This is a genomic window from Acinetobacter sp. YH12251, from assembly GCF_013417465.1.
GTDB classification, from domain to species: Bacteria; Pseudomonadota; Gammaproteobacteria; order Pseudomonadales; family Moraxellaceae; genus Acinetobacter; species Acinetobacter amyesii.
Genome location: NZ_VPDZ01000012.1, coordinates 62,331 through 88,409 on the forward strand (window position 1 = coordinate 62,331; position 26,079 = coordinate 88,409).

General features: G+C 41.6%; 20 protein-coding genes and 1 tRNA gene. 8 read left to right on the plus strand and 13 right to left on the minus strand.

Going from position 1 to position 26,079, the window contains the following annotated elements:
• Positions 1–40: 40 nt before the first annotated feature.
• The 4 genes from FTV27_RS12085 to FTV27_RS12100 all read right to left on the minus strand — a co-directional run bounded on the left by FTV27_RS12085 (position 41) and on the right by FTV27_RS12100 (position 5,490).
• A complete protein-coding gene (locus FTV27_RS12085) occupies positions 41–838 on the minus strand; it encodes a hydroxypyruvate isomerase family protein (protein WP_078191282.1) in 798 nt (265 codons plus the stop codon).
• A gap of 42 nt (positions 839–880) precedes the next feature.
• Positions 881–1,750 (minus strand): NAD(P)-dependent oxidoreductase, encoded by an 870-nt coding sequence (locus FTV27_RS12090; protein WP_180078719.1) that lies wholly within the window; start codon positions 1,748–1,750, stop codon positions 881–883.
• A gap of 32 nt (positions 1,751–1,782) precedes the next feature.
• Positions 1,783–2,571 (minus strand): crotonase/enoyl-CoA hydratase family protein, encoded by a 789-nt coding sequence (locus FTV27_RS12095; RefSeq protein WP_078194187.1) that lies wholly within the window; start codon positions 2,569–2,571, stop codon positions 1,783–1,785.
• A gap of 111 nt (positions 2,572–2,682) precedes the next feature.
• Positions 2,683–5,490 carry an ATP-binding protein gene (locus FTV27_RS12100; protein WP_180078721.1) on the minus strand — a complete coding sequence of 936 codons (2,808 nt, stop codon included), beginning with the start codon at positions 5,488–5,490 and terminating at the stop codon, positions 2,683–2,685.
• Between the two features lie 153 nt (positions 5,491–5,643).
• Here FTV27_RS12100 and cysM point away from each other — a divergent pair, with 153 nt between their 5' ends.
• The 5 genes from cysM (at position 5,644) to FTV27_RS12125 (ending at position 11,880) form a co-directional block, all read left to right on the plus strand.
• Entirely contained in the window at positions 5,644–6,564 is a 921-nt protein-coding gene (cysM, locus tag FTV27_RS12105; protein WP_078191278.1) for a cysteine synthase CysM, read from the plus strand.
• Between the two features lie 32 nt (positions 6,565–6,596).
• A complete protein-coding gene (locus FTV27_RS12110; protein WP_180004601.1) occupies positions 6,597–7,415 on the plus strand; it encodes a 3'-5' exonuclease in 819 nt (272 codons plus the stop codon).
• 6 nt (positions 7,416–7,421) lie between these two features.
• A complete protein-coding gene (gene rlmD, locus FTV27_RS12115) occupies positions 7,422–8,810 on the plus strand; it encodes a 23S rRNA (uracil(1939)-C(5))-methyltransferase RlmD (protein WP_180078723.1) in 1,389 nt (462 codons plus the stop codon).
• A 33-nt stretch (positions 8,811–8,843) separates the two neighbouring features.
• A complete protein-coding gene (locus FTV27_RS12120) occupies positions 8,844–11,150 on the plus strand; it encodes a bifunctional (p)ppGpp synthetase/guanosine-3',5'-bis(diphosphate) 3'-pyrophosphohydrolase (protein ID WP_078194183.1) in 2,307 nt (768 codons plus the stop codon).
• Positions 11,151–11,229: 79 nt separating this feature from the next.
• Positions 11,230–11,880, plus strand: a complete 651-nt coding sequence (locus FTV27_RS12125; RefSeq protein WP_180078725.1) for a hypothetical protein — start codon at positions 11,230–11,232, stop codon at positions 11,878–11,880.
• Between the two features lie 62 nt (positions 11,881–11,942).
• On the opposite strand, the gene secF is transcribed toward FTV27_RS12125, so the two are convergent.
• The 8 genes from secF to queA all read right to left on the minus strand — a co-directional run bounded on the left by secF (position 11,943) and on the right by queA (position 20,204).
• Positions 11,943–12,905, minus strand: coding sequence for a protein translocase subunit SecF (gene secF / locus FTV27_RS12130; protein WP_111885820.1), 963 nt, complete (start codon positions 12,903–12,905; stop codon positions 11,943–11,945).
• A gap of 10 nt (positions 12,906–12,915) precedes the next feature.
• On the minus strand, positions 12,916–14,814 hold the full coding sequence (secD, locus tag FTV27_RS12135; RefSeq protein WP_111885819.1) for a protein translocase subunit SecD: 1,899 nt from the start codon (positions 14,812–14,814) through the stop codon (positions 12,916–12,918).
• Positions 14,815–14,868: 54 nt separating this feature from the next.
• The gene (gene yajC, locus FTV27_RS12140; RefSeq protein WP_078191271.1) at positions 14,869–15,198 is read right to left on the minus strand and encodes a preprotein translocase subunit YajC; all 330 of its coding nucleotides are present in this window, start codon (positions 15,196–15,198) and stop codon (positions 14,869–14,871) included.
• A 106-nt stretch (positions 15,199–15,304) separates the two neighbouring features.
• Positions 15,305–16,435, minus strand: coding sequence for a tRNA guanosine(34) transglycosylase Tgt (gene tgt / locus FTV27_RS12145; RefSeq protein WP_078194179.1), 1,131 nt, complete (start codon positions 16,433–16,435; stop codon positions 15,305–15,307).
• 80 nt (positions 16,436–16,515) lie between these two features.
• Complete coding sequence (locus tag FTV27_RS12150; protein WP_180078727.1) at positions 16,516–17,412, minus strand: DUF4303 domain-containing protein; 897 nt, start codon at positions 17,410–17,412, stop codon at positions 16,516–16,518.
• An 80-nt stretch (positions 17,413–17,492) separates the two neighbouring features.
• The gene (locus FTV27_RS12155) at positions 17,493–18,059 is read right to left on the minus strand and encodes a LemA family protein (RefSeq protein WP_078191268.1); all 567 of its coding nucleotides are present in this window, start codon (positions 18,057–18,059) and stop codon (positions 17,493–17,495) included.
• A 54-nt stretch (positions 18,060–18,113) separates the two neighbouring features.
• Positions 18,114–19,142 carry a hypothetical protein gene (locus FTV27_RS12160; protein ID WP_180078729.1) on the minus strand — a complete coding sequence of 343 codons (1,029 nt, stop codon included), beginning with the start codon at positions 19,140–19,142 and terminating at the stop codon, positions 18,114–18,116.
• Between the two features lie 21 nt (positions 19,143–19,163).
• Positions 19,164–20,204: a tRNA preQ1(34) S-adenosylmethionine ribosyltransferase-isomerase QueA gene (gene queA, locus FTV27_RS12165; RefSeq protein WP_180078731.1), complete on the minus strand. Its 1,041-nt coding sequence runs from the start codon at positions 20,202–20,204 to the stop codon at positions 19,164–19,166.
• Between the two features lie 178 nt (positions 20,205–20,382).
• Between queA and FTV27_RS12170 the strand changes: the two genes are divergently transcribed.
• Together FTV27_RS12170 and FTV27_RS12175 are read left to right on the plus strand one after the other, a co-directional pair.
• Positions 20,383–20,469: transfer RNA gene (locus tag FTV27_RS12170), tRNA-Leu, on the plus strand.
• Between the two features lie 153 nt (positions 20,470–20,622).
• Positions 20,623–21,336 carry a hypothetical protein gene (locus FTV27_RS12175; RefSeq protein WP_180078733.1) on the plus strand — a complete coding sequence of 238 codons (714 nt, stop codon included), beginning with the start codon at positions 20,623–20,625 and terminating at the stop codon, positions 21,334–21,336.
• 84 nt (positions 21,337–21,420) lie between these two features.
• Here the strand turns inward: FTV27_RS12175 and FTV27_RS12180 are convergent, their stop codons facing one another.
• A complete protein-coding gene (locus FTV27_RS12180; RefSeq protein ID WP_180078735.1) occupies positions 21,421–23,655 on the minus strand; it encodes an NADP-dependent isocitrate dehydrogenase in 2,235 nt (744 codons plus the stop codon).
• A 1,121-nt stretch (positions 23,656–24,776) separates the two neighbouring features.
• Between FTV27_RS12180 and FTV27_RS12185 the strand changes: the two genes are divergently transcribed.
• Positions 24,777–26,036: a sensor histidine kinase KdpD gene (locus FTV27_RS12185; protein ID WP_180078737.1), complete on the plus strand. Its 1,260-nt coding sequence runs from the start codon at positions 24,777–24,779 to the stop codon at positions 26,034–26,036.
• Positions 26,037–26,079: the final 43 nt, after the last annotated feature.

Genomic DNA, 26,079 nt, shown 5'->3' on the forward strand with positions numbered 1-26,079 from the left:
CTAATATAGCGGTTTTGTTGCTGAATTTCAAATCAACACGTCATTGACCATTGGCTAAATGAGGGAAGTATTTGTCTTTCCACGCAAAAGAATGTGATGAGTTGCTTCGTGGTCGGTATTCAGCCGCGATGTAACCTGTATATTGGCTTTGATCTAACCATTTAAAAATCTCTGCAAATGGAATCTGCGCTGAGTCAGGTTCATGTCGCCCCGGACAGTCAGCAAACTGTATGTGACCGATATCCTGAATATTTTCTGCCAAAGTACTGAGAATATCTTCACCCATCATCGCCATGTGGTAGCAGTCATATTGCATCTTCAAAGTAGAGTGTTGTACAGCTTCAAGCATTTCCTGAGCTTGGGCAATATTTTGGACCAAAAAGCGCGGCATATCAGTGCCATTAATCATTTCAAATACCGGTTGAATATGATGTTCAGACAACATGTGGCACGCCAGTTTGAGGTTGCTCGACAGGGTATTTAAACATGGGAGCAAGTCGGCATCTTGTGGCTGTTTGCCGGCTAAAATATTGACACTCGGTACATTTAACGCAGTGGCATAGCGAATGCATTGTTCTAAGGCCTGATGGAATTGATTTTCACGCCCCGGAACTCCAGCAAGACCATCACCGCCTTGCATCAAATCACCCGCAGGGACATTGATTAAACACAGGCTTAAATCATTGATGGTGAGTTGGGTTTGGATCTGCTCAATACTCAGCTCATACGGAAACTGAATTTCTACATGCTTAAAACCGTGTTCACGAGCCAAAGCAAAACGCTCTAACAACGGCACTTCGGTAAAAATCATGGATAAATTAACCGCGAGCTGTGTCATGTATATCGTCCTTGAAGCAATTCACTTCTAAAGTGGGAGTTGTTAGTTTTGTTCGACATGTTGAATGATGGTGGCTAAATCTTTTTCTGCAAAACCATTGTCCTGATGGGCTTTGAGTTGCGATAAAGCAAGACTGGCAACAGGGATGCTTAACTCAAACTGGGCTGCCAGTTGGACTGCATTATTCAGGTCTTTAGATAAAGTTTGGACTTTCCATTGCACGGGTTCGAACTGATGCGTTGCCATACGTGGAGTTAAAATTTGAAAAGGCTTTGAATCTGCAAAACCACCGGCAAGTGCTGGTGCTAATAACGTGGTGTCTACACCTGATTTCTCGGCCAGTGCTACAGCTTCTGCGATTAACGTGCTATTGGCAGCGACGATCAGCTGATTACAAATTTTGGTGGCTTGACCTGTACCTGAGTCGCCCATGCGGGTAACACGTTGAGATAAAACATTGTAAATCAGACTCAAATCTTGAATCGTTTGAGCATCACCACCGGCAAAGATGACCAAGGTGCCTTGTTCAGCACCTGCTGTGCCCCCCGAAACAGGCGAGTCAATCCAAGTGACTTGTTTTAACTTTGCAGCATGAGCCAATTGATGGGTTTGATTCACAGATAGACTCGAGAAGTCGACAATAATTTGTCCTGCCGCTAAATGATTTTCGATGCTTGCATATACCGCAGCAACAGCAGCATCATCTGCGAGACAAGATAAAACCACAGGATAATGGGCAATCTTCTCCAATTGAAGCGCTGTCGCGCCAATCGCAATCAATTCATCACACGCAGCGGCAGTTCTGTTCCATACCGCAACTTCAAATCCTGCCTGAATGAGGCGCGTGGCCATGCGGCTACCCATCAGCCCCATACCTAGAAATGCAATTTTAGTATTACGATCAAACGCCATGTGCTGTACTCAATCTATCCTGTGTGACTATTTTACTTATATTGGCGTGGTAAAAACTGAACCTCTGGGTTCTTGTCTTTTTTACGTGCCAATTGGCTGTTTTTGCCGAGCAGTAATTTTAATTGCCAGATTTTTTCTAAGCGTAAAGATCGTTTTGGACTATGTTCCATGGCATCTAGCACTTGTTTTGCCGCTGCCAAGGCATCTGGTGAACGTTGTGATAATTCTTCGGCTAACTGCTGCGCTTGAAGCAAAGGCTGTTCATTTAAATGCGTTACTAAGCCAATATCCTTGGCATATTCTGCGTCAAAAATACGTGCTGTAAGGGTTAATTCCTTGGCTAAATCCAGTCCAATCACACCTTTGAGCGAGCGGGTTAAACCCATATCAGGGACTAAGCCCCAACGACTTTCCATAATTGACATTTGCGTTTTCGGGTGGGCAATACGGATATCGGCAGCCAAGGCAAGTTGCATGCCTGCACCAAAACAAAAGCCTTCAAGTGCTGCAATTACGGGAACAGGAAGTTGCTGCCAAATCAGAAAGGCTTTTTGAAATAAACTTTGACCGGGCTTTAACAGTTCCCACGCAGCATAGGCACGATTTTTTGGATCATTCAGGTCAGCCAAATCAATGCCAGCACTAAATACATTGGCTTCACCCGTTAAAATGACACAGCGTAAGCTACGATCTTTTTTTAATTTTTCAGCGGTGCTGACCAATTCTTTGAGCAATGCAAAGCTCATTGCATTACGTTTTTCTGGACGGTTTAAGTAAACCGTTGCAATGCCATTATTTTTTTCTACACGTAATAAAGTCATGGTAATTACTCTTGTTGTTACTGCGCCCGAGCATAGCATGCACCCTGACAGGATACATGACAGTGCAGTCACAACAGAAGCTGGACGGCACTGACTTTAGTCGGACTGCGCTTAATTATTTTGTTTGGCTAAGATTTGTTGAGCTGCGTGTTCAACTTGCCCCATGACATTTTTTAACTCATCAAAACGGTTCAGGGTTTCTTGAACAAAAGCATCATCCGCTTTACGGCGTTCCTTACGTAAGGTCGATACAAATTGCTCAAATTGACCTGAAACCTCTTGGAGGGTCGGAGCGCCCACATAGCGGGTTGCGCCATAAAGCCGATGTAGCACATGCTCTAATTGTGGAAAATCTTCATCTTCGATGAGCTGTGCCATTTCATGGATTTCTTGTTCAAAGCTATCGACGAGCATTTTCAGTAAATCGACCGCAAGGTCTTCTTTATTCGCGGCCAACTGCAAGCTTTGCTGCCAATCTAAAATACTTGGCTCTAGGGCTTCAATCACCGAACTTCGCTCTAAAACGGGCACTTTCTTAAAGTTATCGGTAGTCCATTGGGTCAAGATTTGAATAATTTGATCCATTTGAATAGGCTTGGTGACATAGTCATCCATACCGCTTTGTAGGAGCTTTTGTTTTTCATCAGAGAGCGCATGTGCCGTCAAAGCGATAATTGGAAGGCGCTTATGATTTTCAAAAGTCGACTCAAGAGAACGAATGGCACGCGTGGTATCGACACCTGACATCACAGGCATTTGAATATCCATAAAGATGAGGTCAAAAGCCCCCAACCCTTGCTGTTGGCGAGCTTGAATGATTTCAATGGCTTCTTGTCCACTCAAAGCCTTGGTGGTTTTCACATTTAACTCAGAGAGCAGGGCTTCAAGCACAATCAGGTTTGGCAAATGGTCGTCGACAGCCAAAATGTGCAGACCTTGACCATTAAATTCTTCATGCTGCTCTTGATCAAACCAAGGCTCATTACTCAATAACTGAATCAGCGCTGTACGGCTGAGTGGTTGATGCAATGGGCGAGCACGGTACTCGTTCAACATGCTTGGATCGAGCATCATTTGGTAGCCATAAACCGCTAAGTTACCGCTATAACGATGACGAATTTCTTTCAGTAAGGCTTCAGAGTCGCCGCTATGATCGACGATCAACCAAGTATTTTCATTGGTTTGCAACTGATTGAGGCGACTAAATAAATCTAGGATTGACTGCGTTTCAATATGTTCAACATCATAATTTTCTAAATAATGACGTAGGACATTGGCAGTTGCTGGATGTGCCAAGTAGGAAACGACTTGGAGATTGCTAAATTGTGGATGCACAATTTCAATTTCATCATCCACCACAAAGCGCGCAGTAAACCAGAAGGTTGAACCTTTTTCCGTTGGGGCACGTTCTTGGTTATCTTCAAAACCAATTTGTCCATGCATCAGGCTGACTAATTGTTTGGAGATGGCAAGACCTAAACCTGTACCACCAAATTGGCGGGTCACAGATGCATCACCTTGCGAGAAGGATTCAAACAGTTTCTTACGGTCAGTACCACTTAGGCCGATACCACTGTCTTGGACACTAAAGTGCAGCAGACATTGACCGATGTCATCGTGCTCCATACGGACACGGACAATAATTTCACCATCAGGAGTGAATTTAATTGCATTTGAGATTAAGTTGGTCAAAATTTGCTTGAAGCGTAGAGCATCACCGACCACAAATTTCGGCACATTGTCCGCATAGTAGAAGATCATATCGATGTGTTTTTGTGCTGCCAATGGCGACAACATATCCATCACATCAAAGACGGCTTCTTCTAAGTCGAATTGCGCAGTTTCGAGTTCTAGTTTGCCTGCATCGATTTTGGAGAAATCAAGCACGTCATTAATTAAAGCCAATAAATGCGCAGAAGATTTACGAATCGTTTGTAGATATAAATTTTGTTCATTACTGAGGTTGCCTTGGCGCAGTAAAAGATGAATAAAGCCATCAATACTGTTCAGCGGTGTGCGCAGTTCATGGGAAATATTGGCCAAAAACACCGATTTTGATTGGTTGGCTTGAATTGCTTGGTCACGTGCTTGACGGTAGGTAATATTTTGTACTTCTAAAGTATCAAGCGTGCGTCTTAAGTCATCTTCCGTTTGTTCGGTATGTTCACGTAGCTCTAAGAAACTGAAATGTAAGCGTTTAACCACATTGGCTATATCACGCTGTAATAACCGGAGTTCGCCAGTACTGTTAATGATCATATGCTGATCTAGAGTGTCGGCATTTAAACGTTGTAACTGCATGCGAATTTCGTACATTGGTGCGATCCAACGACGTGAATAAAAATTCAAACACAGCAAAAGTAATAAGAGCGTCAATAACCCCGTTGCAATCAACACGATTAACACGCGATAGCGAGCAATTTGCAGCGGTTGATTGTCCAGTTCAATGCTTAACCATGCTGGGGTCTGGGTTGAATCTGAAATTTTCAGGGCATAAATATGGTTACCCTGATGTGCAATCGGTCCAATAAAAGATGCTTTACTGTTTAAAGCAGGCCAAATATCTTGATCTTGAAAGCCAATGCTCAGGCGGTTGTTGCCTTTGAGATCTAAAATCGCGGCACGAATCAAATGTTTTTCGTTCAACATACTTTGCATGGCATTACGAGCTTGATCAAACTGCCAAGGGTAATGATTCAGCAAATCAATCGCAGATTCTGACGTGGGTTGATAGCGTGTCAGAATCGCGACAGCCATTTGTTTTTGTTGTGCTTTGGCTGCATTGGAGGTTTCTGTTATTACCAACATCGCACCGACACAAGCCAAAATGGTGATCGGCACGAAAATAAGTGCAATCAACTGACCATAGGCATGATTTAAGTGTAGGCGTTTAAAAAGCTTTTTGTTGATATTTGACATGGTTTAAGCAGTTTATTCCTTATGCCCCGAATATTAGCATGGATTATTTAAAACTGATTGTGCTTTAATCACTTTCGCGAAAAAGCGAGGCAAATGGGTGCAGGCAAAGGCATTTTTTCATACAATAGGCGCACCTCGATATAGGTGTGAATAATGAGTAATACAACCCCTGATTTTCAAGCAGACGATTTTTTATTAGACCATTACGTCGGCAACACGCCGTTAGTGCGTTTACAGCGTCTGGCAAGTCATACTCAAGCAACAGTATTAGCCAAGTTAGAAGGCAATAACCCAGCGGGTTCGGTCAAAGATCGCCCTGCATATAACATGATTATGCAAGCGGAAAAGCGTGGTCAGATTAAACCGGGTGATACGTTGATTGAAGCGACGAGCGGAAACACAGGGATTGCTTTAGCTATGGTTGCAGCAATGCGTGGCTATAAAATGACCTTGATCATGCCTGCAAGTTCTAGCCAAGAGCGTAAAGATGCCATGCGTGCCTACGGTGCTGAACTGATCGAATCTGAAAACATGGAAGAAGCACGTGATCTTGCCCTTCAAATGGAAAAAGACGGCAAAGGTTTAGTCCTAAACCAGTTTGGTAACCCGGACAATGTGGAAGCACATTACCTCACTACGGGGCCTGAGATTTGGAAACAAACAGGCGGTAAAATTACACATTTCGTCAGCTCAATGGGAACCACTGGGACCATTATGGGGATTTCGAAATATTTAAAAGAACAAAATCCAGATATTCAAATTGTCGGTTTACAACCGTCTGAAGGCTCAAACATTGCTGGCATTCGCCGTTGGCCACAAGAATATCTTCCTACGATTTTTGATCCTTCACGTGTTGATCGCATTATGGATATTCCGCAAATTGAAGCGGAAAAAACGGCTCGTCGTTTAGCACGTACAGAAGGTATCAGTGCAGGTACCTCATCGGGTGGTGCGGTATGGGCTTCAGTTAAATTGGCTGAAGAAAATCCGGATGCCGTGATTGTTTGCATCGTATGTGACCGTGGTGACCGCTACTTGTCTACTGGTCTATTCTCTGTTGTTGATCCTGAATAATTACAGTGGCCGATCGGCACTGGTGAGTACTTATGCGTTTACCTGTTTTAATTTTTGATATCGAAACACTGACAGATTTGAAGTCAGGTGCGCATTTGTATGGACTGGATCTGCCTGAGGTGGATCTAGATGCTGCGCTGACTAAACTGCGTCGCCAAGAGGCGGGCACGGATTTTCAGCGTTTGGCCTTGCATGAAATTGTCTGTATCTCTGGACTATGGATTGATGAAAAGGGCATGAAGTTGTTTTCATTTAGCCGTGAAGACAATAGCGAAGCTGAAATTTTAAAAAAATTCGTTTCTATTTTTGAAAAGCGTCATCCGACCTTGGTCAGTTGGAACGGTTCACAGTTTGATTTGCCTGTGATTTTGTTCCGTGCCATGTATCACGGACTATCTGCACCAAGTTTGTTCGATCAGGGCGAGATTGATACGCAAAAGCGCTATAATAACTACCAGAATCGTTATCATCATCGTCATGTAGATTTGATGGATGTCATGGCCATGTTCCATGGTCGTCATTTTCAAAAGCTCGACGATGCAGCACATTTACTTGGTTTCCCCGGTAAACGTGGTGATGGTGGCTACCATGTGCCTGAATATGTGCGTGAACAACAGTGGATGGAACTGACCAGCTACTGTGAAGGTGATGTGCTCAATACATGGTTGATTTATTTACGCTGGCTGTTGCTGAAAGGACAGTTATTGTTAAATGATCATCAGCACCTGATTCAAAGCACGATTCAATATTTACAAACTCAGCCGCAACACGCTGATTTTTTATCGGTATGGCAGCAAACCTCGCAACGTACCGAATTCACCCAATCTGATTTCCCATCTTCCACACATTAGGTACGCATGAAACACAAAGCCAAACCCCAAAAAGCCCAACAACCCATTTATACATTTCAGGTTGAATCGCTTTCACATGAGGGGCGAGGCATAGCGCATTTTGGCACGCATCCAGATCATCCTGCAGAAAAACACGGTAAGAAAGTCTTTATCCGTTATGCCTTGCCGGGTGAAACAGTGCGTGCGCGTATTACCAATGTCGTTAAGCGTCTTGAAGAAGCAGACAGTCTGGAATTACTGAGTGAAGAGTCGTCTCTACGGGTAAAACCTGCCTGTCCACATTATGGGGTCTGTGGTGGTTGTAGCATGCAGCATATTCATCCCGACGAGCAAATTCGTTTAAAACAAGATGTTTTACAATCACATTTGCAACATTTTGCCGGCATTCAGCCTGATCAATGGTTAGCTCCGTTACGTTCATTGCGTGAAGATTACCGTCGCAAAGCGCGTATCGGTGTGCGTTACCTACCTGCAAAAGATAAGCTCGTGGTCGGCTTTCGTGAGAGCCAGTCAAATAAACTGACTTCGATTGACCGTTGTATGGTGTTGGATCGTGAGTTTGGCTCAATCACCACACTCAAACAACTGTTACAAGGTTTGCAAGGTAAAGCAGATATTGGGCATATGGAACTGGCCATGGGAGATCAAGAAATTGCTCTCCTGATTCGTCATACGGCGGAACTTTGCGCGGAAGATGTCAACCAATTAGTAAAATTTGCGTTACATAAAGAGTGGCAACTGTACTTACAACCTGAAGGGCCAGACAGCTTACATCGTGTGGATCATCCCGATGCACCGATGCGTCTGCACTATGGTCTAAGTGACTTTGGTGTGGAATTTGGCTTTAATCCTCAGGACTTCACGCAAGTGAATTCCACGATTAATCCGCAAATGGTGAAACTGGCATGTGAATTGCTTCAGTTACAACAAGGTGAGCGAGTTCTAGATCTGTTTTGTGGTTTAGGAAACTTTTCTTTACCACTTGCTCAATGTGTGGGTTCAACGGGTCAAGTCGTTGCAGTTGAAGGGAGTGAAGAAATGGTTCAGCGTGGTGCAGAAAATGCACAAAACAATGGCCTTTCGCAACTGAAATTTTATTCACAAGATTTAACAAAAGATTTTTCGCATCATTCTTGGGCAAAACAAGGATTTGATGCATTATTGATAGACCCACCACGATCTGGTGCAGAAGAAATAATGCGTTATGTGCCCAAATTTGGTGCAAAAAGAATCGTTTATGTGTCATGTAATCCTGCAACACTAGCACGCGATGCTGGAATGCTGGTACAACAAGGCTACCGTTTGAAAAAAGCGGGTGTCATGGACATGTTTACCCATACAGGGCATGTCGAATCGATTGCTTTGTTCGAAAAAGAAAATCAGATAAACGATTAAAAGTTATGAAGCGTAGAAAACTAGGAGTAGGGTATGGTCACAGTACGTGAACAATTACCTGGACGTCTCAATGAGCTGTCTCAGGAAACGACTGTAGAACATGCCGAGCAAGCACAGCATGATTTAGCTGAATGGCTAGAGCGTGTGAGTGGCATGTTTGACGGGGCTCCTCTAAAGCAACTCGAAGAAGTTGCCCATCTGACCTTACAGAATGAACTTGAAACAACGGTCAACCATCGCTCAAATACCTTCTATACGGGTATTGAAATGGCGGATATTCTTGCCCATCTGTATGCGGATGAAGATACGTTATCAGCAGCTATGCTGTATCGAAGTGTTCGTGAAGGCGTAACCAGTTTAGAAGAAGTCCAAAGCAAATTTGGCGATCAAGTGCATGCTTTGGTCAAAGGCACGCTTGCTATGGGTAAGTTGTCTGACCTGATTGAGCAAAATAAACGTCTAGAAGATCATTTTAATAATAACCAACGTGAACATTTGACCGGCATTTATAAAATGCTGATTTCGGTGACCGAAGATGTTCGTGTTGTATTAATCAAACTTTCTGAACGTACCTATGCATTACGTGAGTTGGCGCACTCAACCAAAGAGCGACAAGAGCGTGTCGCACGAGAAATTTTAACCATTTATTCGCCGCTCGCGCACCGTTTAGGGATTGCACAGCTTAAGTGGGAGCTTGAAGATCTTGCTTTCCGTTATCTAGCACCTGAACGCTATAAAGAAATTGCCTCTTTACTGAATGAAAAACGTTTAGAGCGTGAACAATATATTCAGTTCGTGACAGAAAAGTTGCGTAAAGAACTATTAGATCATGGCATTGAGGCCGAGATTAATGGTCGGGTGAAACACATTTATTCGATTTATCGAAAAATGAAGAGTAAGAACCTGAGCTTTGATCAGCTTTATGACATTCGAGCAGTTCGCGTTTTGGTGGATAATGTACCTGAGTGTTATCACACACTGGGGATCGTTCATCAGATTTGGCGTCATATTCCGCATCAGTTCGATGATTATATTACTAACCCGAAAGCCAATGGTTATCGCTCACTGCACACGGCCGTGATTGCAGAGAACAAATCTTTAGAAGTGCAAATTCGTACGCATAATATGCACGAAGAAGCTGAGCTCGGGGTGTGTTCGCACTTTAACTATAAAGAAGGTTCTAAAACCACAGATTATTCATTTAATCATCGCTTACATTCTTTACGTGCAGTGCTTGAACATTATCAAGAACGAAATGATGCTAGCGCCCATAAAGAAGATGAGGCTTCTGAAAACTTCGAACAAATCCAAGAGTTTGAAGATTTTGAGAAAATCTATGTGTTTAGTCGTGATGGTGATATCAAAGAATTACCACGCGGTTCGACTGTGCTCGACTTTGCCTATCATGTGCATACTGAAGTGGGCAACAAGTGCTATGCAGCACGGGTGAACCAACGTTATGTACCTTTAACCTATACCCTAAAAACTGGGGAACAGGTCGAGATTTTAACCAAGAAAGATCGTGAGCCTAACCGAGATTGGTTGGTAAACTCGCTGGGTTATATCAAGACGGCTCGTGCACGTGATAAGTTGCGTCATTGGTTCCGTCAGCAAGACCGTAGTAAAAACTTGGAAGTGGGACGTGAGATTCTGAATAAAGAATTGTCACGTTTGGCGATTCACCCGAAAAGTATCGATTTGAATGATTACTGCAATCATTTTAATGTGAAATTGGGTGAAGATATATTGATTGGCTTGGTGAGTGGTGACATTAGCTTGCATGCTTTAATCAATCAGGTTAACCGTCATATGCACCTCGATCAGGATGAGCCTGAACTGGTGTTAAAACCAACCTTGAACCCACGTGCAAGTCATACGCTTTCGGCGCATGGTATTTTGATTGATGGTTTGGACAATGTAGAACTACACATTGCTCAGTGTTGTCAGCCTGTGCATGGTGAATCGATTGCTGGTTATATCACCCTGAATCGTGGCGTAAGTATCCATAAGGTCGCATGTCCGGATTATATTCGTATGATTGGACAAGAGCCTGAGCGTGCGGTTGAAGCGGATTGGGAAATGCAGCCAACTCGCGGTCAAAGTGTGCAAATCGTGGTGGAAGCTTATGACCGTCGTGGTTTGCTTAAAGATCTGACTCAAGTGATTTTCTCAGACCAAATCAACATTCGTCAGGTGAATACGATTTCCGAAAGTGATGGTATTGCCAATATGAAGTTGTTGATTGAAGTGAAAGGCTTGGCGCAGTTATCGAAACTGTTGGCACGTCTAGAACAACAACCGGGCATTATCAGCGCACGTCGATTGGTACAAGGTAGCTAAAAATAAAGCTGTATAAAAAACCCGCTGCGTGCGGGTTTTTTATTATATTGGGGGAGAGAAATTATAAAATTGAATGCTTATGCTGCCTTCAGAGCTTTTTGAAAAGCGTCGACATAATCTAACACAAGCCATTGACCATTGGGTTGCAACAGGCCCCTTTAAAAATGGTAAAGCTGTGTGTGAACATTTTGGCTTAGCGGTTCCTTTAATTTCCCAATTATTAAATAGTCATCGGCAGATTGGAGAGAAATTTGCACGTGAATTAGAGTCACAATTGGGACTCATTAAGGGAAGTTTAGATAATGAGGTTCAGTTTATAGAACAAGACAAGTGCACTGAGGAGCAAGCAAGCTTGGTCCTTTTTGAAATGCAGGTGGTTGAGACACAGGCATTTTCTTTAAAACCGATTTCAAATGATTCATCTCAATATTCAGCATTATTTAAAAACACTCAAGACCTGTATTTGATTCGCATCACAGCATCGTATTATGCCCCTGTATTACAAGAGGGTTGGCTTGTGGTCTGTGATGAACGGCGAGGGGTAGAGAGATCGGATCTAGCCTGTGTATATTTGCGAAATGGCTTAAATTTAATTTTAAACGTGATACAGCAAACAGATGATACGTGGCAATTTGCAAGTCTAGACCAAAAACGACAGGTGGAATTCCTGCAATCCGATATTGAAAAATTAGATTCTATTATTGCGATTTTGCCTAGCTCATTTATTTAAGGTAGTCGCATAAAAAAACCCATCCGAAGATGGGTTTTGATCTGAACTATAAGTCGAAAAGCTTAAGGAATCTCTTCTTCTTCAAATTCAGGCTTCACTTGTACAATGAAGTCTTGACGGTTCAGGCCACGCCATAACGCGAAGGCTGTACCAATGTAGATTGATGAATATGTACCCACAAATACACCAACAAACATTGCAACAGAGAACCATTTCAGACCATCACCGCCCAGTACCATCATCGCTACAACAACCAGTAACAGTGTCATAGAGGTGTGAATGGTACGGCGAAGTGTTTCAGTCAAAGCACTGTTCACAACTTCAAGAGGTTCAGCACCGCGAATCTTACGGAAGTTTTCACGAATACGGTCAGATACAACGATGTTATCGTTGAGCGAGAAACCAATAATCGCGAGTAGCGCAGCCAAAACTGTTAAGTCAAACGGCCACTGCATCATGGCAAAGATACCAATGGTCACCACGATATCGTGGAATAAAGACAGTACAGCACCCATCGCAAGTTTGAATTCAAAGCGAATAGTGACATAAACCAACATGAGCAGTAGGGCAAGACCTACAGCGCCAGCAGAACGCACGTAGAGTTCATTACCGACTTGACCGCCAACCACATCAACTTTATGTACTTCTGCTTTATTGCCCGGCAATTGAGCAGCAGTCGTAATGGCTTTGGTTAGGTCTTCAGCTTCAATGTCTTTTTGAACTGGCATACGAACCATCAGGTCGCGGTCAGATCCTAAGGTTTGTACCACAGGGTCTTTAAAACCAGCTTTTGTCAGCGCTGAGCTCACATCGGTAGATTTTACTGGTTGACTATAGTTCAACTCTGCTGCCACACCGCCAGTAAAGTCCAAACCGAGGTTTAGACCTTTGGTGCAAATAAAAAAGATACTTGCGAGCGTTAAAATAATCGATATCAAGGCTGCCGGTTTGGCAATCTTCATAAACGGAATAATGCGCTCGTTGTCAGGACGGCCGTATTGTTTCGGTTGAGTATTTTCAGTCATCTTAGATCTCCTAAATGCTCAACTTCTTCAGGTTACGTTTTTTACCATAAATGATTTGTACGATTGCACGTGTCACAGTAATTGCTGTGAACATTGAGCAGACAATACCAATCATTAGGGTAACCGCGAAGCCTTTAATTGGGCCTGTACCAATTGCGAACAGAATGAAAGCCACCAAGAATGTAGTTAAGTTGGAGTCAAAGATGGTGTTATACGCACGATCATAACCCGCAACAATCGCCTGTTTCGGCGAGGCACCCCATTTAATTTCCTCTCGTATCCGCTCACAGATCAGTACGTTGGCATCGACCGCCATACCAATGGTAATCACGATACCTGCAATACCCGGAAGGGTGAGGGACGCGCCAATCCAAGACATGATAGTTAAGATCATGGCAAGGTTAACCACGAGAGCAAAGTTGGCAATCAAACCGAACACACGGAAGAAGACGACCATCCAAATCGCAACTAATAAGAAACCGATTTGAGTTGATAATACGCCTTTGTCGATATTTTCTTGACCGAGACTCGGACCAATCACACGTTCTTCCACGAAGTACATTGGCGCCGCCAAAGCACCTGCACGTAACATCAATGCAAGTTCAGACGCTTCTTGAGGTGAATCTAGACCAGTAATACGGAACTGAGAACCTAATACGGCTTGAATAGTTGCAGCATTGATGACCACAGATTCGGTATAAGGTGTACGAACTTCAGTTTGTGTACCTGTTGCAGGGTCTGCAACATAACTAATTTTTTGTTTGTTCTCGATGAACAGAACAGCCATTCGTTTGCCTACAGCATTACGAGTAGCTTCAGACATCAACTTACCGCCCGCAGTGTCCAAAGTAATGTTTACTTCAGCACCACCTGTATCTTGGCTAAAGCCTGATGACGCATTTTGTACACGTTCACCTGTTAAGATACGGTTACGGTTAAGCAATAATTGACGACCGCTGTCCAAAGATTCATAAGCAAAAGCTTCTGTACCTGGCGGTAATGAGCCTTTTGCTTGACCTGTGTAAGGATCGATATATTGATCATTTAAATCAGAAACTAAGCGGAACTCAAGGTTTGCAGTACGACCAAGTACACGTTTTGCTTCAGCAGTATCTTGTACACCTGGTAATTCAACCACAATACGGTTGCTACCTTGAGTTTGTACTAATGCTTCCGCTACACCTAACTCGTTAATACGGTTACGTAAAGTTGTTAAGTTTTGGTTGACAGCATAAGACTGAATTTCTTGTTTACGTGTATCTGTGTAGCTTAAACGCAGTGTTGAACCTTCAGTTGTTGCAACCGCTTGTTGAGTATATTCATTGCCGTTACGACGAAGGAAATCCATAGCTGCAGAACGGTCATCATTATTTGCAAATTGCATCGTAATGGTGTTGTTGTTCAAAGATAAGCTATTGAATTTTAATTTATTGTCGCGAAGTTGGCGACGTAAGTCAGCCGCAGACGTTTCCATACGCTGTGAAATGGCTTTATCCATATCCACTTCAAGTAGGAAATGTACACCACCACGTAAATCTAGACCCAGCTTCATTGGTTTAGCACCAATTTTTTGTAGCCATTCTGGGGTAGTAGGCGCAAGGTTCAGTGCGACGACATAATTTTCACCGAGCCCACGACGTAGTGCTTCTTTCGCTTTTAATTGTTGTTCGCTAGAATCAACACGTAATAAAGCGGCATTATTGGTGAAGCTATTGTCATGGCTGGCAATATTTTCAGATTTTAAAATCTGCTCTGCTTTTTGTACGATGCTTTGATCAATCTGGGTACCGGCTTTGGCACCTGAAATTTGAACAGCAGGTTCATCAGGATACAAACTTGGCAGGGCATATAATGTACTGATGACTAGTACCACTAGAATCAGTAGATATTTCCATGCTGGGTAACGCATTCGTTTTCTTCTTAAAATGAAAAAAGCCGTGCGGGTGCACGACTTATTTTTTGATTAAAGGTTATTTAGAGTGCCTTCAGGCAGAACTGAAATCACACTTGCGCGTTGTACTTTTACTTCTACGCCACGGTTCAGTTCAACAACTGCAAAATCACCTTCGATTTTTGTGATTTTACCCATTAAACCGCCCGCAAAAACAACTTCACTACCAACACCTAGGCTTTCAATTAGTGCACGATGTTCTTTTGCACGTTTTGATTGAGGGCGCCAGATCAAGAAGTAGAAGATTGCGACAAATACCGCAATCATCAACAGGTTTGCCATCATGCTTGGTTGCTGTGCAGCTTCACCTGCCGCGTGAGCAGTAGAAATAAAAAGGCTCATTTCATTTTCCTAAACTAAAAAAACTGGTTATCAATACTTTGATAAATAAATTGGACTTGTTCAGCAATTTACCTTGTCTTTTTCTTCAGCGCAAATGCTGAAAGAATTAATCTTGAGGACAAGGTGGCACTTCCATGCCGCGACGACGATAAAAGTCTTCAACAAACTCATCAAAAGTGCCATGATCGAGAGCATCACGCATCGCTTCAGTTAGACGTAGGTAATAACGTAAGTTATGAATAGTACCGAGCATCGAACCGAGCATTTCGCCGCATTTCTCAAGATGGAAGAGATAAGATTTGGTGAAATTTGTACAGGTATAACAGTCGCAATGTGGGTCAAGCGGACTTTGATCATGACGATATTTGGCATTGCGAATACGCACTAAACCGTCGGTCACAAAATAATGACCATTACGTGCATTTCGAGTTGGCATCACACAGTCAAACATATCGACACCGCGACGAACCGCTTCTACGATATCTTCTGGTTTACCGACACCCATCAAGTAACGTGGTTTATCTGCAGGCATTTTCTCTGGAAGATAATCCAATACTTTGATCATTTCTTCTTTAGGTTCGCCAACAGACAAGCCGCCAATGGCATAACCATCAAAATCAATTTCTTTCAGACCATTTAAAGATTCATCACGTAAATCTTCATACATGCCGCCTTGGATAATACCAAATAGTGCATTACGGTTTTTCAGCACGTCATGATGTTGAGTCTTACAACGTTTCGCCCAACGTAATGAAAGCTGCAATGATTTTTGCGCTTCTTCATGTGTTGCAGGATAAGGCGTACATTCATCAAAAATCATCACGATGTCTGAATTCAGCGTGTGCTGAATATCCATCGAAATTTCAGGAGATAAAAAGACTTTAGAGCCATCAATCGGAGAGCGGAAAGTCACGCCCTCTTCTTTAATTTTGCGCATAGCGCCAAGGCTGAAGACTTGGAAACCGCCTGAATCTGTCAAAATCGGGTTATTCCATTTCATGAATTGGTGTAAACCACCATGTTCACGAATGACATCTAGGCCTGGGCGAAGATATAAATGGAAGGTATTGCCCAAAATAACTTGGGATTTAATTTCTTTAATGTCACGTGGGAGCATGCCTTTTACAGTACCGTAAGTACCGACAGGCATGAACATAGGTGTTTCAACAACACCATGTTCAAGGGTTAAACGGCCGCGACGAGCACGGCCCGATTGCGCCAATTTTTCAAACTTCATACAAGGTCCAGATCAAGGCGAAAAAACAGTTCGCTGATGGTAAGAGTGCTAAAAGTGCTCTATTTTCCTTGATTCTGCGGTTAAACGCTAGCTTTGTCGGGTGTTAAGTCTGTAAATTTATAGATCGCATCTTGTGACAGGGCTTCATCTGAACTCTTGGCATTAAAATAAAACTGGTTAATTCGCTGCAAAATTTCTTCTTTTTCCATCGCAAATGTGCCTTTCGGGTCAGATGTCATGGCCACGATGCTGTCAATGAGTTTTTGAATATAGGGATTCGTGGTTGCATAGCTTTTTTCTAAGCTTAAAAGATAGACTTCATTGGCTACATGTAAATAGTTATAAGGTTGTATTTCAAGGATTTGAGCCAAATCAATCAGCAGGTCTTTATCATACTGAGACAGCTTCATACGCTTGGGTAAACTGTCGAGCTTGAGGGGTTGTTTGGATTTGAGAAAATCGTCAAGTTGTGTACTTGGAGGATTTAAAACCTGAGCTGAATAAATTTCTATTTCGGGCTGTGTCGGGACCGTGATAAAAAACAGAATATTGTCCAGTTCTATGCCGTAGGAATGAACCAAGTCGAATTTTGTTTGTTGTATAGCATTGAGCAAGATTGAAAGATGGTTAGTTGACTCAGACTTTATCGTACTTTTTATAGAAGATGGATCAAGGTTTAAATGGCCCACTTCATTTACAGATGTCAGTTTGAACTGCGCCAAGTCTTGACTCAAAGCCGGTAGGCTACGATAGCGCCATTTCGACACATTCCATCGATCATGCGTTGTAAGATATTGAGCAGAATCTTCATCTTCGGCAAAAATACTACGCTGCGTAGAGACTGCGATATATTCTATGGATAAATAGGGATTGAACGCCAATGTACATGCGTAAATATGGTCGTCTTGGTGCTGCTCATAGAGTTTGAAAAACGCCTGAATCAGCACATTTTTCAGTGCATTAATTTGATTTTGCATATTTTATTTTTCTTTTAAGTTTTGGAGGTGCTTGATCACCTCATCATTATTTTTTTACTTTAGTACGTTAAAGCCCGAACTTAAAAGTTCGGACGATAATCAAAATTTTGGCTGGCAGCTTGATCGCGGAAAGGGCGAACCGCTTTTTTACTCAGCAATAGCGTATTAATAATATTGTTAGGAAACACTTGAATGTGGTTGTTGAACAACTCAACGTTGCGGTTAAAAATAGTAATCGCCGCACCGACATTTTCGTTTTGTTCTTCAATTTCATTCATCATTTTCAGATAAATATCATTGGCTTTGAGCTCTGGGTAGTTTTCAACCACAACATTCAGGCTGCGCATCAGATCTTGATTTAAGGCTTCGATACGCTGTAATTGGCTGACATCGGTACTATTTACGTTCAAATTCATAATATTTTGACGGAGTTCAGTGACTTTTGCCAAAGTCCCTTGTTCAAAATTGGAATATTGCTCAACCAGTGGCTGTAATCCATCTAAAATTTTGATTTTTTGACGTTCATAGCTGGCTACATCTGACCATGCACGAATGGTTGCATTGTGATGTCGGACAATATTGTTGCGAATCATGATTGCGCCAATCACCAATGCAATGATGATTAAAACAAAGATCAAAAGCCCCATAAAATTTTATCCTCAAGATAAAAGGTCGTAATTTAAAACATTATTGTATGAAATCTATTTTAAAAACTGCGTTAAGTCGTTTTTCAAATTTTCTAAAGCATTTAATTTAAAGGTTCTGAGATGTCCACGCAATGCCGAAACATCTTGAATTCGTTTTGCTTTACTACTGACTTTAAATAAATCTGTAGAGCCAAGATAGCACATTATGCGGTGGCTCGGATGAAATAGCAGATCACCTTCACGGTTTTGAAAAAAATCCGCTAGTCGGAGGACAAATCCCGGGCTGAGTAATTTAGCCATTTCCATTTGGTTATCGCCATAAAATTTTAATTTTTGATTGGTTTGAATGTCGCTGCTGTGCCAAGGAAAACTATAGGGATAGCCAAAGTTTTTACCTGTTGCAGATACGGCAAGTCCATGGATGCCAATATCAAAAACAAATATGCCCCACAGGTCTTTATGAATTTCTTTCACCGTGACTTCATCACCGTCTTTGTCACGTACTTTCAGTTCATTCACATAGTGATAATGAAAGACCATGACCTGATGCTGTTGCTGATTTTCATCTTCCCAAACAGTGCTCGCAAAGGTCTGAATATCATTCGAAAGGCTGCCTTGCTTAAACACGGGGAACATACGTTTAAGATTGCCAATAAATTGCAGATTATTCAGTGGCATCGAAATGTATTGAGGCTGTCGGTTAAAAGCCAATTGGTATTTTCTGGCAATGCATTCGGTTTCTAAAAACGCAATAACTTCTTCGAGCGGATCATCTTTTTCATAGCTGATATAGGCCCAGAACACCATAGCCAACCCCGCAGCAAAGCAGAGCTGTGCCCAGCCATGATCGGGCTGAATCACAATAAACAGCATGAATCCGATACCCAGTGCGGCTAAAGCTAGGGGGAGTAAATTTTCAAATTTGAGTGTAATGGGAGCATTCCATGGATGCAGTCCATCGAGGAGCTCTTGGTGTGTTTTGGCGTTTCGGCCTATATCCCAAAGCCGAGCGATATTCTGAAAAACCACAGCATTCTTTTTTCGACGAATATGGATGGAGTGCTTTACAGAATCTATCGGCATAGGGATGATTTCGGCGTAATTTTATTTGTGGTTAATATTATCAATTAACATTGCATCACCATAACTAAAGAAGCGATATTGGCTTTTGACGGCATGGTGATAGGCATTCAAAATATTGTCTCGACTGGACAACGCTGACACTAACATGAGCAGGGTAGACTCAGGTAAATGGAAGTTGGTAATTAAACGATCGACTACTTTGAACTCATAACCTGGGTAGATAAAGATTTGTGTATCACCAGTCCAACCCTTGAGTTCGCCGCCATTGGCTTGAGCAGCACTTTCAGTCGCACGAGTCGCGGTGGTGCCAACAGCAATGACTTTATTGCCACGTGCTTTTGTTTCACGGATTAAAGCCATAGATTCTTCTGACACGTCACACCATTCGCTGTGCATGATGTGATTTTCAATGTCATTGGTACGTACGGGTAAAAATGTACCTGCACCCACATGCAAGGTAACAAAGGTTTTATTTACGCCTTTGTCCGCCAATTTTTTGAGTAGCGCTTCATCAAAATGTAAGCTTGCTGTTGGTGCTGCAACTGAAGCCAATTTGGTCGGATCGTTAAAAACAGTTTGGTAACGTTCGGTATCAATCGCTTCTGCTTCACGGTTAAAGTAAGGCGGAATCGGTAATGCGCCGTATAAATCTAAAACTTGTAAAATAGGCTGTGAAAATTCCACAACAAATAAGTTTTCATGACGGCCTTGAACGGTCACTTTAACTTCGTCTGGACCAATAAATAATTCTGCACCTTCTTTAGGCGTATTACTGGCTTTAATGTGGCAATGTGCGGTTTTTGGGTCAAGAATACGTTCAACTAAGACTTCAACTGCACCGCCAGTTGCTCGTTTGCCTTTTAAGCGGGCTTTCATCACTTTGGTATCGTTTAGTACCAATAAGTCACCTTCATTGAGCAAGTCTAAAATGTCAGTGAAATGATGGTCGTGATATTCACCATTGAGATCGAGATGGAGCAGGCGTGATGCACTACGTGTTTCAAGCGGATAGCGGGCAATGAGTTCGTCGGGGAGATTGAAGTTAAAGTCAGAAAGTTGCATGTTAAGAAATCTGAAAAGGGGATAATGAAATTTGGCTTAGTATAAGCTTTTTTGGGTTTTAACGCTGAAATTGATGGATTATCCATCTAAAAATTCTTATACGGTTTATTTTTAATCAAATGAGAACATCATGCGTTGACAAGTTTTTGAAACAGTTTATTATACGTTCCAACACCTTCCCGAGGTGGTGAAATTGGTAGACGCGGTGGATTCAAAATCCACTATCAGAGATGATGTGTCGGTTCGAGTCCGACCCTCGGGACCAAAATTCTAAAAGACCCCAAGCTTATTAAGACTTGGGGTTTTTTATTGCCTGAAGGAAATTAAAAATAAGATATTTGGTAATTATGCTCTAAAGCTTTTGGATAACTTATAAATGATTTGAGAAATAAATTTTTAATAAAAAATAGGGGTGTATATGTCAGCAAATTTAAATGCAGAACTAAACTTGAATCAATTTGCATTAAAATTATTGGAAAGTACTTATGGATTGGAATTTATTTGTGTACTTATTTTTCTTGTGGTGATGGTCTCTAGTATTTACTTTCTTGCTAAATCTGGCGTGATTTCAGGGTTAAGAGATTATAGTGATTACAAGCGGCGAAAAAAGAATGAATATATTGATGAACAAGAAAATCTTCTCAAGGAAGATACTTTAACTGAGTTTTCTAATGAGTTGAAATATCATTTGAAAGTCGCAAAGTTAGCAAATTATTTAAATGTTAAAAATAAAGATATAGATTTGCTTAAATACATTTTGTCTTGCTGTGATAAAGATAGGGCCGTTAGATTATATAAAAGGGGGCAGGAGTATTTGGAAAAAGATGAAGTAAGTCGTAAATATGAGCTGAATAAAAAATATACAAAGAATAAGATAAAATGGTATGGGTATTGCGGGACGATTTTATATTTTTTCATTAATGCTATTGGTTGTGCTCCATATATTGTTATTACTTATATTAGTTTTGTTTATAGTGAGAGTATCTCAACGTTACCTAGTGACTTGAATTACCTTTTAATTTGTTTTTTTATGACATTTTTTATCATTTCAATGTTTGTTTTATGGCATTTCCTAAAACCTGAAGCAGCTAAGAATTTCTTGGAATTAGAGAAAATTAATCTCAGTTCCTAAAAAAAGGTTTATTCAGGGATAAAAAAACCAGCGCTTTCGCGCTGGTTTTTTTACATCACTAACTTGCGTTAGTTTTGCATCAACTTATTGAGCAGCTTCAAGAGCAGCATTCAAAGTTGCACTTGGACGCATTACAGCATTTACTTTTGCTGTATCTACAGCGTAGTAACCACCGATGTCCGCAGCTTTACCTTGAACTTCAGCAAGTTCTGCAACGATTTTTTCTTCGTTGTCAGCAAGTGCTTGAGCAAGAGGAGCGAATTTCGCTTTAAGATCTGCATCTTCGTCTTGCGCAGCAAGTTCTTCAGCCCAGTATTTAGCAAGGTAGAAGTGGCTGCCACGGTTGTCCAGCTCGCCAGTACGACGTGATGGAGATTTGTCGTTATCCAGCAGTTTGCCTGTTGCAGCATCTAAAGTCTTCGCCAGAAGTTTCGCTTTCGCGTTGTCTTCTTTGATGCCCATTTCTTCAAGAGAAACAGCAAGTGCCAAGAACTCACCTAAAGAATCCCAACGTAAGTGGTTTTCTTCTACAAGTTGTTGTACGTGTTTAGGCGCAGAACCACCCGCACCAGTTTCGTACATGCCGCCACCAGCCATTAGAGGCACGATAGAAAGCATTTTCGCAGAAGTACCCAATTCCATAATCGGGAACAAGTCTGTGAGGTAGTCACGTAGGATGTTACCAGTTACAGAAATTGTATCTAGGCCACGAGCAACACGTTCAAGTGTATAACGCATAGCACGGACTTGAGACATGATTTGAATGTCTAAACCAGTAGTGTCGTGCTCTTTCAAGTAAGTTTGAACTTTCTTGATGAGTTCGTTTTCGTGTGGACGGTACGGGTCAAGCCAGAAGATCGCAGGCATGCCTGAGTTGCGTGCACGTGTAACAGCCAGTTTCACCCAGTCGCGGATTGGTGCGTCTTTCACCTGACACATACGCCAGATGTCGCCTTCTTCCACGTTTTGAGACATCAATACTTCACCTGTTTCCAGATCCGTGATGTTGGCAACACCCGCTTCAGGAATTTCGAAAGTCTTGTCGTGTGAACCGTATTCTTCCGCTTTTTGCGCCATCAGACCAACGTTAGGAACTGTACCCATAGTGCGTGGGTCAAAGTTACCATTCCATTTACAGAAATTGATCATTTCTTGGTAGATACGCGCGAAAGTAGATTCAGGCATTACAGCTTTACAGTCGTACTGTTTTCCGTCAGCACCCCACATTTTACCGCCACCACGGATCATTGCCGGCATAGAAGCATCTACAATTACGTCATTAGGTGAGTGGAAGTTAGTGATGCCTTTTGCAGAATCAACCATTGCAAGTGCGGGACGGTGTTCTTGGCAAGCATGTAAGTCAGCAATGATTTCTTCACGAAGAGAAGTCGGAAGAGTTTCAATTTTTTCGTAAAGACCAGACATACCGTTGTTGATGTTAATACCTAACTCATCAAACAATTTGCCGTGTTTTTCGAATGCATCTTTGTAGTAAATCTTCACACAGTGACCGAAAACGATTGGGTGAGACACCTTCATCATGGTCGCTTTTACGTGTAGAGAGAACAAAATGCCTGCTTCTTTACAATCATCTAATTCTTTTTCATAGAAGTCGCAAAGTGCTTTTTTGCTCATGAACATTGAGTCGATGATTTCGCCTTCTTGAAGCGCAACTTTTGGCTTAAGAACAACAGTTTCACCAGACTTCGTGATCAATTCCATTTTTACATTGCGAGCGCGGTCTAAAGTCATAGACTTTTCGCCGTGGTAGAAGTCACCTTCGTCCATGTGAGAAACGTGAGTTTGTGACCACTGTTTCCATTCGCTCATAGAGTGCGGATGTTTCTTCGCGTAATTTTTTACTGCAGTAGGTGCACGACGGTCAGAGTTACCTTCACGAAGTACAGGATTTACAGCAGAACCTAGGCATTTGCTATAACGTGCCTTGATTTCTTTTTCTTCCTCAGTCGCTGGGTTTTCTGGGTAGTTCGGAATTGCAAAACCTTTAGACTGTAATTCTTTAATGCAAGCAGTTAATTGGCCAACTGAAGCACTGATGTTTGGAAGTTTGATAATGTTTGTGCTTGGATCTTGGGTTAATTGTCCAAGCTCTGCCAAGTTATTTGGCACCTTTTGTTCTTCGCTTAGATAGTCTGAAAATTCAGCGAGTACACGTGCTGCAACTGAGATATCGCGTTTAACGATTTCAACGCCAGCAGGTTTAGTAAAGGTTTCAATGATCGGCAGCAGAGAGTAAGTCGCCAATAATGGCGCCTCGTCGGTCAGTGTGTAGATGATAGTTGACTTTCCACCAGCCATATATAGCCCCTTGCTTTAGATTGTGTCTTTGAGGTTCGAGCTTGTGGCTCGCCTCTATGAACCGATTTGCTTAAATAAAACTATGAAAGTATCGGGGTTCATTGCTTTTCAGTCAACGCAAGATCCTGTGATGTGGTCATTTCGTAGAAAAATGATACAAAAGAAGTGCAGTTTGACGCCCAATTTTAGCGCAAAACCGAAAAGGGAAATATTGAAAGCTTGTTATTCATAGCTTAAAGCTATTGAACAATTAAATTTATATCATTTTTTGGGGCTGATCTGTTCTTTATGGCTCGTTCAAGTTTTAGTTGTAAAGCAAAGCGTTTGATAGGTCAAACCGAATGCCTTAACTTTTAGGTGTAGATTTGGTGCGGAAGTTCAAAAATTAGTCAGGGTTGGGGACTTTATTAAAGAACGACGTGAGTTTGATGCTCCGTTTGACTTTGAACGGTCGCGGAATGTTTATGCGATAACTTATATATCTGATGAATAAGGCATGGCACTTTTTCAGCTTCAGTCATTTGGGTGAATGAGTTCATGTGCATTAGAAGCATGAAACGAATCTTTAGCTCAGTTTAATAAAGTAAAAGCGAGCAAGTATGGTTTAATGCTCAAATGACACACACAACTGATAAAAACTAATAAATTAGTCTAATAGAAAAGATTAATAATAGATTCATTTAGTGTAGCTGACTGAAACGAGCATCCTGATGAGTAATCTGGTCCTAGAATAGTCATAAAACTCACTATTTTTTGTGATGTATTTAAAGAAAATTAAACCCAGTTTTTTAGGTCTTATGTAAATGAATATTTCTTTTGGTCATGTTTTTAGTTTGAATAAAACGCGAAAAGTACGATTTAAAATAAACAGTCAATAAAATTTAAATTAATTTAAGTTTCTAATTTTATTGTTTTAATTTTTGTATTGCATTTAATATGATGTTCTTTATAGATATTTTTATTTTCTAATTGGATGAAAGTTCGATTAAATAGCGCATTCGTAAATGATGTTTGTCTTTTTGTTGGGTTTTGTTATTGAATGTTTGGGGTATTTTTGCTATTAATCTTGAACATAACAGTTGGTTTTTATCTTTAAGATAAACCCTGAGGAGAGCAACGGGATGGCTTTACGTTTACTGGATATTGGTACACAAACCGAATTATTAACTTCCTGTCGTTTGTCTTTATTGATGGGGGTTTATACGGACGACAACCGCATTGCAGAATTTTTAAAGTTCGCGCGTGGTATTGTGCAAGTCGATAATGCTGTCCTCGCATTTAAAAATGAACCTTATATATGGTATGCGTCAGAGCACATATTTAAGGCCTTTATGGCCGAAGCTGATGATGATCGTCTAGATCAGTTTTTTGCTGAACATTCCCGTATAGATCGCGACACTGAAAATTACCAAGCTTACTGCGACTATATGCAGGAACTGGGTTTAGGGCATCAGCGTCTAGTCGCTTTCGATTTAAAATATGATCAAGACTCTATTGGTAAAGTGATTTTGTTTGATGATCAAGTCACTGCATTTGAAGCCAAACAATTAAAGATCGTTGAAGAATTTGTACAAAGTCTAGTCAACATCATTCAACTCCGTGTTGAAAATGCCGAATTAAAAGAAGCCTATGAACAGCAGTCGGCACTGAATTTTAGTAAGACTAAATTTTTCCAAATTATTGCGCATGATTTAAGAGCACCTTTTCATGGTCTACTTGGATTTTCTGAAGTTTTGGCACAGGAGCGTCATACCTTAGATGATTCAAGCGTTCAAAATATTGCAGACTATTTATATGACACCACACAGTCGACGTATAACCTTTTAGAAAGCTTATTAAACTGGGCTATGGCAGAAGGTGGTCGCTTTGTTTATCACCCGATTAATTTTGATTTACATCAGTCTGCAAAAATCGTAAGTGATGTCTTGAATAGCTTGGCTGTGAAGAAAAATATTCGACTGATCAATGCCGTGCCTGAAGGCATTAAAGTCAATGCAGATATCAATATGATCACATCAGTGATGCAAAACTTGGTGTCAAACGCATTGAAATTTACCCATACCGATGGTAGAGGTGTGGTGACGATTTCAGCCGATCGAGATGGAGAACGGGTTGTATTCACTATTCAAGATACTGGATTGGGGATGACCCAAGCTCAGATTGATGATTTATTTCAGCAAAAACTGACGGTTAGTATTAAAGGTACGGCAGGAGAACGTGGTACGGGGTTGGGTTTAGTCCTTTGTAAACGTTTTGTGGACTTAAATCAGGGTGAAATTGTGGTGAATTCGAAAGAAGGTGAAGGCACACAATTTAAAGTTTGGTTGCCACAGGCGACGAGCCTGCATCAAACCCTAAGTACCGAGAGCAGCAGTGCATAGAAAGATGCGACCTTAAGTGAACTTTAATGCGCATCTATTGGTA